We start from the raw sequence: 14062 nt of genomic DNA on the forward strand, positions 1-14062 counted from the left end.
GGTCCGGGCCCGGCGTCCATAGCAGCCACGGCGACGGAATCACGATCTGAAAGCCCATCCGCATTCGACAGTCGCCGATGGGTGCTCCCTCCTGTACTAATCCAAACGCAGTTCTCGATGCCGCACACGGCGCAGGCCCTTTGGACTATCGTAATCGCAGGTATCGGCGGTACCGCGATCGGCTACATCGTTCAGAGCAGGGCGCAGGTCGAGTCGCCACCCAGCAGGATCGCGCTGATTCTCGTCCTCGAGCCCGTATTCGGCGGGCAGTTTGGGTACCTCTGGGTGGCGATCGCTTGAGCACAGCCAATCTGCTCGGCGCCGCTCTGATCCTTTGCGACGGTCGTAACCGAATTCCGTCCGCGCATCCGCGTAGTCTCGAATTTAATAGCCAGCGGCATGAATTGCGCCCGGCTTCGTTTGCAGCATGACTGAGGTTTTTGACCGTTAATATTTCGTTAAACTGGAGAACAGGGTATGCGAGTTACAGCGCCACTATACGGCGCTGTCATGGTTTTTTCGGCATAACTATCCGAGAGGGATCCGCTTTCAGGATCTCGGCCAACAAAGACAGATCCTCATGGGTCGGCGAGGGACTGAGCTTGCGCCCGGCTGCGCTTAGTGAGCGCGAAAGAGCGCGCGCTGGCCTGCCGCAGCCTGCCGGCCGCCCGATTGGGACAATGCTGCATCCACGCCGCCATAGCCGCCAATGTTTGCAGTTGCAGCGTTGTTGCGCCTGGCTGCTACGGTCAGCGCGCTTGGTCCGCGCTGAGACGCGGGAGCGCCGACGCCGGGACGGTAGAACGGAGCCGGACCATAACCGCTGGCAAAGGCCGGGGCAGCAATCGATGGGGAAAGTGCGAAGAGAACTGCGGCGATAAGCCTAGTTTTCATGATATGACTCCGATCGAAATTGAATAAAGAGGGCGCTGCGACTGTTTGCCATTGATCGCATCAACAGGTTCTTTCTCGGTCAAGCGGATAGAAGGACCGGCAATTGACAAACGGCGTGCAGCAGCGCGGGAGAGGATAGTTCAATATTTTTGAGGGACGCCTCCCAGGCAGGTTGTGACTGTCTTGACGAGCGCGGACCGCCCGCCCGCCCGTGCCGTCCGCCACGGTCGTTTTCAGGAGCAGTGCACCCTCGGTGCGGTGGCCGGCGACGGATAATCGTTTTTGCTGTGTTGTGCACTGCTCAGGCGCGCGGTCGCATCGATTTGAGCTTCGTTGCGCTCCCGCCGGGTCAGCGTCTGGCCGGTAGCTTGCTGCGCGAGGGCGGCCGGCTCGTTCACGGCACACACCACCTGCTTGCCGTCGCGCAAATGGACCGTCGTCGTATAGCTGGTTGAGGGAGTCGCGAATGCAGCGTCGGCGGTTGTTCCAAAGAGCACAATGGCGACTGCAAGATGAGAGATGTGACGCATGATGAATCCTCCGTACGGAGCGGCGATGTGCCGCGTCAAAATGAATTGTCGAGTGGCTACGTTCGCCACGTGGTACCGCTGACAGGTACCGGCAAGACGGCCCAACAGAATTCATATTGGCCCCTGAACGTTGCCGGGATCTTTCCCGAACGTTACATCCAGGTAAGGATTGGCGAATTGGGTTTTGCCGCAATAAGGCAGTCCGGTATGCAAAATTCGCGCGTCTTGATCGGCCTCGTAACGCAATGGGCCCGAAGTCAGCAGTCAAGCTATCTTGTTGGCCGGGAGCGGCGAGGCGATTTCTTTGCGCTGATCGTCCTCCAGGTCGCGACGAAACAGCTAATACTCACTCTCTCCTGGGTAGCGCCCATCCCCCATGACATTCCTGATGACGTGGGTGCCCAGTTTTTTCCAAACTCCGTGAACGCAGGAGTTCGACCGTGCTGCTTTCCGCTTCTTCGTTCCCCTTGTAAATGTGCTCCTCGCGAGCGCTCAGTCCCGTTCCAACAGGCGGTTCATCGAAGCGTAGAGGGCGGGCATCAGCAGCAACACTAGCGGCACCGCCACGATGAGGCCAGCAATGATGGCGATGGCGAGTGGCTTCAGCATCCCCGATCCAGCGCCGAGCCCCAACGCTAGCGGCGACAAGGCCAAAATGGCGATGATGGCGCTCATCAGGATCGCGCGCATGCGACCAACGCCGGCATCAATCAATGCCTCAGGCCCCGGTCGCGTTGCCACATCAAGCTCGTCAAAGTAGAAGATGGCGATTTCGGTGACCATGCCAACGATCATTGTCATGCCCATCATCGCCGAGATATTGCGCTCGGTACCCGTGAGCCAGAGCCCCACGAACACGCCCGTGAGGGTGAGCAAAGTCGTTGCGAGTATGCTTATAACAACAGTGAGCCGCTCATACAGGAACAGCAGCAAGACGGATACGAGCAGTACCGCGGCGACGAACACGATGAGCAGATCGTGGGATGATTTCTGCTGCTCTTTATACAGACCGCCATATTTCAATTGCACGCCGCCAGGAAGTTGCAGCTTGCCGAGGGCGGTCTTGACGTCCTGCACGGTCGAGCCCAGGTCGCGCCCTACGATGCGCGCCGTGACCGCCACCATCTGCCGGGAATTTTCACGAGTGATTTGCGGCTGCCCGACGGCGATCTTTATTTGCGCCACGCGTTTCAAGGGCAGGTAATGCCCATCGGGCGCCTGCAGCAGTGTATTCTGCAGTAGCGAAATTCGCTCGCGCAGGCGCTGGGGCGTCCAGATCCGCACGCCGATGATCTTCTCTTTGGACTGTATCTGACTCGTCACATTGCCGCCGAGCTGGTCCTGAATCTGGCCGGTGATCGACTTTTCATCCAATCCTTCGAGCGCCGCCTTGACCCGATCGATCTCGATGTCGATAGCGTCTCCCGCTATCACGATGCCATTCTTCACCTCCACTACGCCGGACACCTTGGAAATCTCTGCGGCAATTCTGGATGGCAGGCTCTTTAAGACACTCACATCGCTACTGAATATCTTTATCTCAATGGGTTGGGGAACCGCGGTCAAATCGCCAATTAAATCCTCGACCAGTTGCGAGGTTTCGATTTGCAGTCCCGGCACGTCTTGCTGCACCTGCTGGCGTACTTCCGACATGATCGCGTCGATCCCACGGCTACGCCTGACGGTGAGATGAATGAAAAAGTCGCCCGCGTTCGCTTCCGTAAGGCCGCCGCCAAGCTGCAACCCGGTGCGGCGCGAATAGCTGTCCACCTCCGGCACTTTCGCAATGATCTGCTCTACCTGGCGCAGCAAGCGATCGGTTTCCGTTAGGGAAGTCCCGGGCGCGGCCTTGTAATCGAGGATGAATCCTCCTTCGTCCATGTGCGGCAGGAAGCCTGAACCGACCTGCGTATAAGCGAAAAAACCGGCGATGCACAGTAGCACGACAATCGGCAATGCCCATAGCGGACGCGCGAGAAACCCGCCCATCAAGACTCTGTAGCGGGCCTCGAGCCAGTGCATGATGTACTGCTTTCTTGTCTTGGGCTGAGCTCCTGCCAGCAAGAACTCGCCCAGCAGCGGGACCACGAAAAAGGCCACAAAAAAGGAAATGAACAGCGCCGAGGCCATGGTCAGCGCTAACGCCTTGAAGAACCCGCCTGCGACGCCGCTCAGGAAAGCCAGCGGCAGGAAGATCACCGTAGTCGCCAGCGACGAACCCAATAACGGGCGGCTCATTTCCATGGCGCCCCTGAGCACCGTATCGCGACGCGTTACGCGATTCTGCTCCAGATCTTTCCCCAACTGCGGCTCTTGTTTCAGCCGGCGCATGATATGTTCCAGCATCACGACGCCATCATCGACGATGAGCCCGACCGCCGCGGCCATACCGCCCAGAGTCATCATGTCGAAATTCATGTTTAGCATGTGAAGGAGCAAGATGGCAGCGGCCAGGACCGTCGGCAGCATCAGCGCGATGATCAGGGTGACGCGCCAGTTCCATAAAAACAGGAACAGCACAGCGGCGGCGAAAATCGCGCCGATGGCGATCGCATCGCGCACGCTTTTTTCGGAAGCCAGCACCAATTCCGATTGATCGTAATAAGGCTTGATCTGAATGTCGGCGGGAACGGTGAAAGCGGCCACAGCCGCCTTCACTTCCTGAGCGATGGCGACGGTGTTCGCGCCTGGCTGCTGGAACACATTGACCAGCACCGCATCGCTGCCGTTGGCGGTCACGGTCGTCCATTCGGGGACTGTGTCACGCCGCACGTCTGCAACGTCCTCCAGCGTGACAATGCCGTTGCTGCCGCTGCGCAGAATGGTGTGCCGGATATCGTCGAGGCCGCGCAAGGGCGTGCTCGACAAAAGCAGATAAAGCCGGTACTGATCCTCGAGCCGGCCGACCGCGGTCACGACATTGCTCGCGGAAAGCGCGGTGACCACGTTATTGATCGAAATCCCGAGTGCGCGCAGCCGTGCAGGGTCGACCTGCACATGATATTCCTCTTGCCTGCCGCCCAGCGTATCCACGTTCGCGACGCCGGACACCGTGGATATTTCGCGACGCAGTTGATAATAGGCAAAATCGCGCAGGCTGACCAGATCGCGCGTCTTCGAAGTGAGTGCCAAACCCAGCACAGGAAATACGGTGGGGTCCAGCCGCCGGGCGGTGAATTTGGTTTCGCGCGGCAAGTTGGGCAACAGCTTGTTCACCGCTGACTCCGCCTGGACGAGTGCAGTGATCATGTCGGTGCCCCAAGCAAAGTTCACCGAGATCTCCGCCGAGCCCCGGCTGCTCGTGGAGCGTATGTCCTGCACGCCCGGCACGCCTCTCAACGCCTGTTCCAGGGGCTGGGTGACTTCCAGGATCATGCGATCGACCGGCCGGTCGCCGGCATCAACGCCGACAATGATGCGCGGAAACTGAATGTTGGGGAACAGCGCAACCGGCAGGCTGAACGCCGCGAAACCACCGCCCAGGGCGAGCAGAACGGTCACTATTAGCAGCGACCGGCGGTGCTGCTGCAGCCACGCGCCAATCATTTTTGCGGCTCCGTGTGCAATGCCATGCCGGCTGTCAATTCGGCATTGCCGACTGTGACGACGCTTTGTCCCGCGACGAGCCCTTTGCGGATTTCGATGACTTTCCCATTGTCCTCACCGGTTTCCACCGGACGCTCCCTGGCGTGCCCGTGATCATCCACAAATACATATGACTTGCCTTGCTGGGAGAGCACGGCGGAGCGCGGTACCACGAGTGCGTGCGGATTCGCTTCGACAACGATTTCCGCCCGCACCATCGCACCGGGAAGCAAGCCATGCGCCCGTGGCAAGGGGATCACCGCGTCCGCCAGGCGAGTCGTTGGATCGATTTGCCGATAGATCTTCTCTACGGTGCTCGATATCGGCGTTTCCGCCGAGTTGATCGGAACCACTTCGACGCGTTGACCGATGTGGATCCGCGCGAGATCGTCCTGCTCCAAGCCTAGTTTGACGCGTAAGCGATCGCGGTTGCCGATGGTGACCAGAGGCGCGCCTGGCGCCACCACTTGCCCGACCTGCACAGTGACGGTCTGCACGGTTCCCGCTACATTGGCCCGCACCACATGCGGTCCACCTCCTTCATGGCGCCGGGCGATGTTGGCGAGCGCCACCTCTGCCGTAGCGAGATACTTCTCGGCGGCTTGCACGTCGGTGTTGGTTGCGAGTTGCCGCTGGCGAAGATCATCCAGGCGCTGCACCTCCTTGTGCGCGAACTGCACTTCGATCCGTGCTTTATCAAGTTCGAGGCGGGCGTTGGCACTGGGTTCCAATGTAAGCAGACTGTCGCCTCTGCTCACCGGCTGTCCCACGGCGACCAACAGTTGCGTCACGACTTCCTCCGCTTGCACGCTTATTCTGCGCGCGCCGTCGGGGGAATATTCCACGGTGCCGTAAGCCGTAAGGGTCCTGGTAATCGGCGCGAGTTTCGCGGCCGTCACCATGACCCGCACGGGCGGCGGGCTTGCCGCGGACTGCGCCTGGTTGGCATCGGCAGTCTTGCCGCTGCAGCCCATGCAGAGCAGCGCAGCGCCGATTATGGCGATTGCTATCCTCATCGAGGGCTCTCCTGGGAACGCCACGGCGCACCCGTGGCGAGCTGCAGCGCTATCCGCTCTTCCGATGCCGCCTGTTCAAGACTGGAAAGCTTGAGCCGCTTGTCGAGCAAGCTCGCGCGCACCGTTTCGTAGTTGATCAGGGTCACGTCGCCGCTGTCCACGCCGCCTCGCATGCGCTGCTCTGCGCGCTGAAGTTCCGGCAATTGGTTCTGCAGCGGCACCATCTCCCGATCGATCCGTTCCAGATCGGCGACCAGCGCCGCGATATCCGCTCGCGTCTTGTAAAGCCTGGCAAGGTACTCCACATAGAGCTGCTCGCGGGTCGCGCGGGCAACGGCAATAGTCCCCCGGTTGCCGTTGAAGACCGGTAGCGTCATGCTGATGCTGAAACCGATTGTGGTGACATCACCGGTGTCGCGTGCACGATTCAAGCCCAGGTTGATCTGTGGAAAACGGGCCAGCAAATCCTTATACAACTGGTTTTCCTGCGCCGCGTAGCCGGCGCGCAAGGCGATGAGATCGAGTCGTTGATCTCGCGCCGTATCAAATAGCGCCTGGGCATCCAAATGCGGCCGCACGGAAATCGGTCTGGCCGCTACGACCAATCGCTCCGACGGCGGCAGCCCGAGATCCTGGTTCAATTCCTGACGGGCTTTTTCCAGCTCCCGCGTCAAGGCGAGCGTTCGATCCTGCGCATCGAGATAAGCCACTTGGCGCAGGGCGAATTCATCGATCTTGATATCGTGTCGCTGAAGATTGTGCCGGCTGATTTCGCATAGCTGCGCCGCGGTAGCCGCTGCATCGCGGGCCAGGCGTTCCTGTATTTGAAGATACGTCACCCGCTCGGCAAGCAGCCAGGCATGGTTGGCGATCATCCATTCGTTCCAGGCCACGTCATTACGCACCGCGGATAGTTTGGCCACGGCGATTCGCTCGCTGGCCCGACGGGTAATGAGGCTGAGGATGTCCCAGTTCAGGCCGAGATTGTAGGCATTGACCAGACCGGGCTGCCGACTCGTTGGAAGAGAGAGACCTAGCGCGAGCTGTGGGTCAGGTAGTAAGCCGGCATCGAACACCTGCGCTTCTGCAACCCCTTCCTTGGCGCGCAGGGCCTTGAGATCGGGGTTGATCAGCACGGCGATTACGGCGAGTTCATCGCCGGTCAAGGGTCTGGAGAAGTCGAGCGTGATGGGGGCGATGCGCGGGTGGCGGATTTGCTCGGCCTTGCTCACCAACATTGTCTTGTCGGATTCCGACAAGACCGCATCGGGCAGCGGGGGAATTTCAGAGAGGGGTTTGGGCTGGTAGGTAACGCAGCCAGACACCATGTTGGCAAGAGCGAATAGAAAGACATAAATTCTCATGGCATCTGTCCCGCCAACTTTTTGAGGTCGTGTCCCTGCGCACGGTGCAGGTCCACAGCTCATCGTCTGCCAAATTTGCCTGCCGCCCATTGTCGACACTCCAGAGCGCACCGTTTATGTTGCGGGGCGGATCCGCTGTGGAGATCCGTTCGCGGCACGTCGTACCTGTTGACGGAGGACCGACATGCCGGTCTCAAGAAAGTCATATTGGCCGGTCAACGTTGCCAGAACCTTGGCCGAACGTTACATCCGGGTAAGGTTGAGCAGATTGCCCGGCGACAATGGGCCCTCGCCCTCGCTATTTACACGCGACTGGAATAGTTGAAGCCGCAAGCGGGGACCAGCAGGGTCATCGGCGTGTTGAGCCTCACAGGCAACCGGATGTGCGGCACCGCGATCGCCGCATTGCGCTCGACCATGACTGGCACCCCTACCACGACCCTCTGCGCCTTTGGAAGCGCGCCGGTCAATCAGGGATTCGCGATGGACGCCGCGCAATATACCGAGCCGTTCATCGCCCGGGAGACCCATATAGTCCGCGCTGCACCGGGGCACTGCAGGTCGCTTATCCTGGGGGGAGCGGAGGCCAACGCCCATCGGTGAGCGGCTTGCGTGAACTACCGATCGTCTACGGAGCGGATAAAGTCTGGAAGCAGATGAACCGGGAGCATATCGCGGTGGTTCGCTGCACGGTCGAACGGCTGATGAAGCAACTGGGTTTGCGTGGCGTAATGCGAGGGCAAACGTGTTCGCACGACCATTGCCGATGCGGCGGCCGCGCGCCCGCTGGATCGGGTCAACCGGCAGTTCAGGGCAGACCGGCCAAACCAGCTCCGGGTTTCTGATTTCACCTATGTCTCGACGTGGCAGGGCTGGCTCTACGTGCGCGTTCGTGATCGACGTGTTTGCCCGACGGATTGTCGGTTGGTGCGTCAGTTCGTCGATGACTAGAGGCTTCGTTCTGGATGCACTTGAACAGGCACTTTATGCGCGGCGCCCAGGCGGCGATGGAACGTTGATACATCACTCCGACAGAGGCTCAATACGTTAGCATTCGCTATAGCGAGCGACTGGCTGAAGCGGGCATCGAGCCCTCGGTTGGTAGCAGTAGCGACAGTTACGACACTGGCCGAGACAATCAACGGTTTGTACAAGGCCGAACTGATTCATCGCCGCGCCTGGAAAACACGCGAGTCCGTCGAGTTGGCAACGCTGGAACGGGTGGCCTGGTTCAATCATCATCGATTGATGGAACCCATCGGCTACATCCCGCCTGCTGAAGTTGAGGCAATGAAATGAACGTCTCCCAACCCTGCGATCCGCCAGGGTAAGCCCGGATGCAGACGGATCCTCACGAGCCGACGGCATCAGAGTGCCCAAGATGGAAGATCATGAAGGTCTTCACAGGCAAATCGGAGGATCCGCCCTGCAGCTTACGCCAGTTGGAGTTGACATAGCAAAGTCAGTGTTTCAGGTGCACCACGTGGACCTCGAAACAGGGGAGATCGTGAACAAGGCGATTAAGCGCGTCGGATTTCTGGAGTACTTCGCCACGGCTTGAACGTCACGCCGGCAATCGACTGCGACGGGCTCTCGACCTGGAACGTCTGCGCGGCCTCGGGAACGTTGGCCATGATGTCGGCGACCTGACGGCCGAACGCCTCCTTTTGCTGCAGCGTCGCGTCCGGCGCGGAAGTCGGCTGCAGAATGACGACCCCTTGATCCTCTTGCGGTGCGAGTTCGCTGTCGGCACTTGTGTAGAGGAAATAGACCGAAACCGCTGCTCGCAACCGCACGCGCAACAGCCTCATCGTTCAGGCGCAGATCGCCACTTTATTTTGAGATGGCGAGTGTTGACGATTGCCGTCAGGGAGGTAACGGCGGCACATACGGCAGGGACGATAGGTCAGCCCTCCCGGGAACGACCCATCGTCCGTACTCTCACGCTCTGTGCATTTTTCGAGTAATCAAGGTTGCCTGGTACATCGGATCGGCGTTCCCTTGATGTCGATTTATGGGACGTATGGCTACTGCTGCGCCACGGCGCTCGTTTCCGACCAGCCGCCGCCCAGCACCTTGTACAGCGTGATCAGGTTCGACTGCCTGGCGAGCGTGTCCGTCGCAAGCTGCTGTTGCGCACTGTAGAGCGTGCGCTGGGCGTCGAGCAAGGTCAGGAAACTGTCGGTCCCGGCCCGGTAGCGTGCCTGCGCGAGATCGTAGTACTGCTGCGCCGAGTTCGCGTAGTCGCGGTCCGCGGCCACTTGCGATACGTAGGTCGTGCGCCCCGCAAGCGCGTTGGACACTTCCTTGAACGCCGTCTGGATGGCCTTTTCATAGTTGGCGATGTCGATGTCCTTCTCTACCTTCGCGACGTCGAGCGAGGCCCGGTTGTAGCCGAAGTCCAGGATCGGAACCGAGATGGACGGCGCAAAGGTCCACGCGCCCGTGCCGGCCTTGAAGAGATTCGAGAGGCTGCTGCTGGTGCTGCCCGCCGACGCCGTGAGCTCGATCTTCGGAAAGAACGCGGCGCGTGCCGCGCCAATGTTCGCGTTGGCGCCCTTGAGCGTGTGCTCGGCCTCGACGATGTCGGGGCGGCGCGTGAGCAGATCCGATGGCACGCCTTCACCGATGTCCGCGAGCGTGTTCTCGTTCTCCATCAGCGCGGGACCCTGGGGCAGATCGGCGGGCAGCGGCGCGCCAATTTCCGCGACGAGGTTGTTGCGGTCCTGTGCCACTGCGCGCGTGTAGGAGGCGAGGCTCGCACGCGCGGCGGCAAGCGAGTTTTCGGCCTGGCGCACGTCCTGCATCGATGCACTGCCCATCTTCATCATGCTGACCGTCAGATCGTAGGTGTGCTGGTCCGCATCCACCGTGTCTTGCGTGATCTGCAGCAGGGCTTCGTCTGAGAGTAGTTGCAGATAGTCGGTGGCGACCGTCGCGATCAGGCTGATCTGCGTGCTCGTGCGGGCGGCGTCCGTGGCGAGGTATTGCTCGAGCGCCTGGCGTTTCAGGCTGCGCAGGCGGCCGAAGAAGTCGATTTCCCACGACGTGAGGCCCACGCTCGCGCTGCTCGAGCTATACGCGCTGGTGGAGCCTTCCCAGCGTTCGCGCGTGACCGACCCCGACGCGCTGATGGTCGGGCCGATGTTGGCGCGCGCGATGCGGTACTGCGCCTCGTACTCGGCCACGTTCAGTGCGGCCACGCGCATGTCGCGATTGTTCGCGAGCGCGAGTTCGATCAGTTTCTGCAGGCACGGGTCCTTGAAGAAGTCGCGCCAGCCGAGGTCAGCGGCGAGCGGGGCAGCGGTGGCCGCCGTTGCCGCTTTCGACTGCGCCGGCGCGGGCGCGGTGGACCACGTGCTATCGACGGGCGCCGACGGGCGTTGCCAGGCCGGGTCCAGCGAACAGGCGCCGAGCGCGGCGGCGCACAGAAGGGCGATCAGTGTGCGTTTCATGCGTTGCCCTCGTTGGTTTCGGCCGCATCCATGGTGTGGCCGTGTTCCTTGAACAGTCTGCGTACCACGACGAAGAAGACAGGTACGAAGAAGATGGCGAGTACCGTGGCGGCGATCATGCCGCCCGTCACGCCCGTGCCGATCGCATGGCGCGCGCTGGCGCCGGCGCCCGTGCTGATAACGAGCGGCAGCACGCCGAACACGAACGCGAGCGAGGTCATGAGGATGGGGCGCAGGCGCATATGGGCGGCTTCGAGCACGGCGTCGACGAGGCTGTGTCCCTGCGCCTGAAGGTCCTTGGCGAACTCGACGATCAGAATCGCGTTCTTCGTGGAGAGTCCGATGGTGGTCAGCAGCCCCACCTTGAAGTAGATGTCGTTGGAGAGTCCGCGTCCATGCGCGGCGAGCAGCGCACCGAGCACGCCGAGCGGTACGACGAGCAACACCGCGAGCGGGATCGACCAGCTTTCGTAAAGGCCCGCGAGACACAGGAATACGATGACGAGCGAGATCGCATAGAGCATCGTGGCCTGGGAGCCGGCCTGCTTCTCCTGGTAGGACTGTCCCGTCCATTCCACGGCGAAGCCGGGCGGCATTTTGCGGGCGAGTTGTTCGACCGCGTTCATCGCTTCGCCGGTGCTCACGCCGGGCCGCGTGGCGGCTGAAATGCCCGTGGCGAGTTGCCGGTTGTAGCGCTCGATCTGCGGCGGCCCGAACGTCCAGTGGCTCTTCGCGAACGACGAGAACGGCGCCATGGTGGAGTCGTAGCCTGTGGTGCTGCTACTGGTGCTCGTGGTGGTTGTCGAAGACGACGAAGACGAAGACGAACTCGACGAGGTACTGCTCGCCTTCACATACCAGTCGCCGAGATCGGTGGGCATCATGCGATACGGCGCATCCGACTGCACGTAGACCTTCTGCACACGCCCCGTGTCGATGTAGTTGTTCACGTAGGACGAACCGAACGCGGTCTGCAACGTGTCGTTGACGTCCGAGATGGAAAGCCCCAGCGCGTTGGCCTTTTCGCGGTCGATATCCACCTGCAACTGCGGCGTATCTTCGAGGCCGGACGGGCGCACCATCGCGAGCGTGGGATCCTTCGACGCCATGCCGAGGAACTGGTCGCGCACCGTGAGGAGCTTGTCGTGCCCGGCGCCGCCGCGGTCTTCTATCTCGAAGTCGAGGCCGCTCTGCGTCCCGAGTTCCTGAATGGCGGGCGGATTCAGCACGAAGATCTGCGCATCGCGGTTCGCCGCGAAATGCTGGTTGGCGCGCGCGATGATGGCCTGCGCGCTGTCATGAGAGCCCCGCTGGCTCCAGTCCTTGAGGCTCACGAAGGCGATGGCGTTGTTCTGCCCCTGGCCGTTGAAGCTGAAACCGTTGATGGCGATGACCTGCTTGACACCCGGTTCGTCGTTCAGCACGTAGTGCTCGACTGCCTCCACCGTCTTCAGCGTGCGCGAGGCCGGGGTGCCCGCGGGCGCGCTGATCGACACGATGAAGTAGCCCTGGTCTTCGTCGGGCAGGAACGAGGAGGGCAGCGTGACGTAGAGCAACGCCACGATGCCGGCGATCACGCCGTAGACGAGCATGTAGCGCGTGGGCTTCGCGACCACGCGGGCGAGCGAGCTGCTGTAGCCCGCATTGCTTTTGGTGAACCAGCGGTTGAACCAGCCGAAGAAGCCGCGCTTCTCGTGATGTTCCACGTCGGCACGCTTGAGCAGCGTGGCGCACAAGGCCGGCGTGAGCGTGAGCGCGAGCATCACCGAAAGCAGCATCGCGGAGACGATCGTGATGGAGAACTGCCGGTAGATCGCGCCGGTGGAACCCGAGAAGAACGCCATCGGGATGAACACCGCGGTGAGCACCGTGGTCACGCCGATCAGCGCGCCCGTGATCTGGCCCATCGCCTTGTGCGTGGCTTCCTTCGGTTCGAGTTTCTCCTCGATCATGATGCGTTCGACGTTTTCCACCACGACGATCGCGTCGTCCACGAGCAGGCCGATGGCGAGCACCATGGCGAACATCGAAAGCACGTTGATCGAAAAGCCGATCATCGACATCACGCCGAACGTGCCGAGCAGCGCCACCGGCACCACGATGGTGGGAATCAGCGTGGCGCGCACGTTCTGCAGGAACAGGTACATCACGAGGAACACGAGCACGACGGCTTCGAACAGCGTCTTCACGACCTCTTCGATCGAGATGCGCACGAACGGCGCGGTGTCGTACGGATAACTGAGCGCCACGTCCTTCGGCAACTGCGGCTGGAGTTCGGCAAGCTTCGCACGAACCGCGTTTGCGGCCTGCAGCGCGTTGGCGCCGGTGGCGAGCTTGATGGCAAGTGCCGCCGCGGGCTTGCCGTTCAGGCGCGACGAGGTCTCGTAGCTGTCGCCGCCCACCTCGACCCGCGCGACATCCTTGATCAGCACACGGGAGCCGTCGCTGTTCACGCGCAGCAGAATGTTGGCGAACTGGTCGGCGGTGGTGAGCAGGCTCGATGAGCGGATGGTCGCGTTGATGGCCTGCGAGTCCGTTGCGGGCGCGCCGCCCACCTGGCCGGTGGTGAGCTCGACGTTCTGATTGGTGATCGCTGTGGTGACGTCCGAGGCCGTGAGGCCGTAGCTGCGCAGCTTCACCGGGTTGAGCCAGATGCGCATGGCGTGCTGCGCGCCGAACAGCGTGACGTCGCCCACGCCGTTGAGCTGCGAGAGCGGATCTTCGATCTGGGTGGCGATGATGTTGCCGAGATCCACTGAATTCCAGGTGCCGCCCGGCGACGAGAGCGCGACGATCATGAGGTAGTTCGTCGATGCCTTCGCCACCTGCACGCCTTGTTCCTGCACGGTCTGGGGCAAGGTGGGCGTGGCCTGCGTCACCTTGTTCTGGACTTGCACCTGCGCAATGTCGGGGTTCGTGCCGGGATTGAACGTCAACGTGATGGTGCCCTGCCCCGCGGAACTGCTCGTGGAGGACATGTACAGCACGTTGTCGATGCCGCTCAGCTTCTGCTCGATTACCTGGGTGACGGTTGCCGCCACGGTGTCGGCTGAGGCGCCGGGGTAGGTCGCCGTGACCTGTACCGAGGGTGGCGCGATGGTGGGGTACTGCTCGACGGGAAGGCTCGTGACCGCGGCGGCACCCACCAGCATGATGACGATGGCGGCGACCCACGCGAGAATCGGACGCTTGATGAAGAACTCTGCCATGTCGTTCTC

The 14062-nt window shown here is 61.5% G+C and carries 8 protein-coding genes and 2 pseudogenes; 2 read left to right on the forward strand and 8 right to left on the reverse strand.

Annotation, left to right across the window (positions count from 1 at the left end):
• Positions 1-618 precede the first annotated feature (618 nt).
• The 5 genes from OKW28_RS23215 to OKW28_RS23235 all read right to left on the reverse strand — a co-directional run bounded on the left by OKW28_RS23215 (position 619) and on the right by OKW28_RS23235 (position 7389).
• Positions 619-894, reverse strand: coding sequence for a hypothetical protein (locus OKW28_RS23215; RefSeq protein WP_429449262.1), 276 nt, complete (start codon positions 892-894; stop codon positions 619-621).
• A 233-nt stretch (positions 895-1127) separates the two neighbouring features.
• Positions 1128-1424 carry a hypothetical protein gene (locus OKW28_RS23220; RefSeq protein ID WP_429449264.1) on the reverse strand — a complete coding sequence of 99 codons (297 nt, stop codon included), beginning with the start codon at positions 1422-1424 and terminating at the stop codon, positions 1128-1130.
• A gap of 492 nt (positions 1425-1916) precedes the next feature.
• Complete coding sequence (locus OKW28_RS23225; protein WP_429449266.1) at positions 1917-4970, reverse strand: efflux RND transporter permease subunit; 3054 nt, start codon at positions 4968-4970, stop codon at positions 1917-1919.
• A complete protein-coding gene (locus OKW28_RS23230; RefSeq protein WP_429449268.1) occupies positions 4967-6025 on the reverse strand; it encodes an efflux RND transporter periplasmic adaptor subunit in 1059 nt (352 codons plus the stop codon). The genes OKW28_RS23225 and OKW28_RS23230 overlap by 4 nt, the downstream gene beginning before the upstream one ends.
• Positions 6022-7389 carry a TolC family protein gene (locus OKW28_RS23235; RefSeq protein ID WP_429449270.1) on the reverse strand — a complete coding sequence of 456 codons (1368 nt, stop codon included), beginning with the start codon at positions 7387-7389 and terminating at the stop codon, positions 6022-6024. Before OKW28_RS23235 ends, OKW28_RS23230 begins: the two co-directional genes overlap by 4 nt.
• A gap of 626 nt (positions 7390-8015) precedes the next feature.
• Here OKW28_RS23235 and OKW28_RS23240 point away from each other — a divergent pair.
• Together OKW28_RS23240 and OKW28_RS23245 are read left to right on the forward strand one after the other, a co-directional pair.
• A pseudogene (locus tag OKW28_RS23240) lies at positions 8016-8688 on the forward strand (IS3 family transposase); the annotation flags it as partial.
• A gap of 127 nt (positions 8689-8815) precedes the next feature.
• A pseudogene (locus OKW28_RS23245) lies at positions 8816-8941 on the forward strand (IS110 family transposase); the annotation flags it as partial.
• Here the strand turns inward: OKW28_RS23245 and OKW28_RS23250 are convergent.
• The 3 genes from OKW28_RS23250 to OKW28_RS23260 form a co-directional block, all read right to left on the reverse strand.
• On the reverse strand, positions 8910-9185 hold the full coding sequence (locus OKW28_RS23250; protein ID WP_429449272.1) for a hypothetical protein: 276 nt from the start codon (positions 9183-9185) through the stop codon (positions 8910-8912). The pseudogene OKW28_RS23245 and the gene OKW28_RS23250 sit on opposite strands and share 32 nt — an antisense overlap.
• Before the next feature lie 231 nt (positions 9186-9416).
• Positions 9417-10844, reverse strand: a complete 1428-nt coding sequence (locus OKW28_RS23255; protein ID WP_429449274.1) for an efflux transporter outer membrane subunit — start codon at positions 10842-10844, stop codon at positions 9417-9419.
• On the reverse strand, positions 10841-14053 hold the full coding sequence (locus tag OKW28_RS23260; RefSeq protein ID WP_429449276.1) for an efflux RND transporter permease subunit: 3213 nt from the start codon (positions 14051-14053) through the stop codon (positions 10841-10843). The genes OKW28_RS23255 and OKW28_RS23260 overlap by 4 nt, the downstream gene beginning before the upstream one ends.
• Positions 14054-14062 lie beyond the last annotated feature (9 nt).

Origin of the sequence: Paraburkholderia sp. 40 (genome assembly GCF_050434105.1) — a bacterium.
Taxonomy (GTDB): domain Bacteria; phylum Pseudomonadota; class Gammaproteobacteria; order Burkholderiales; family Burkholderiaceae; genus Paraburkholderia; species Paraburkholderia tuberum.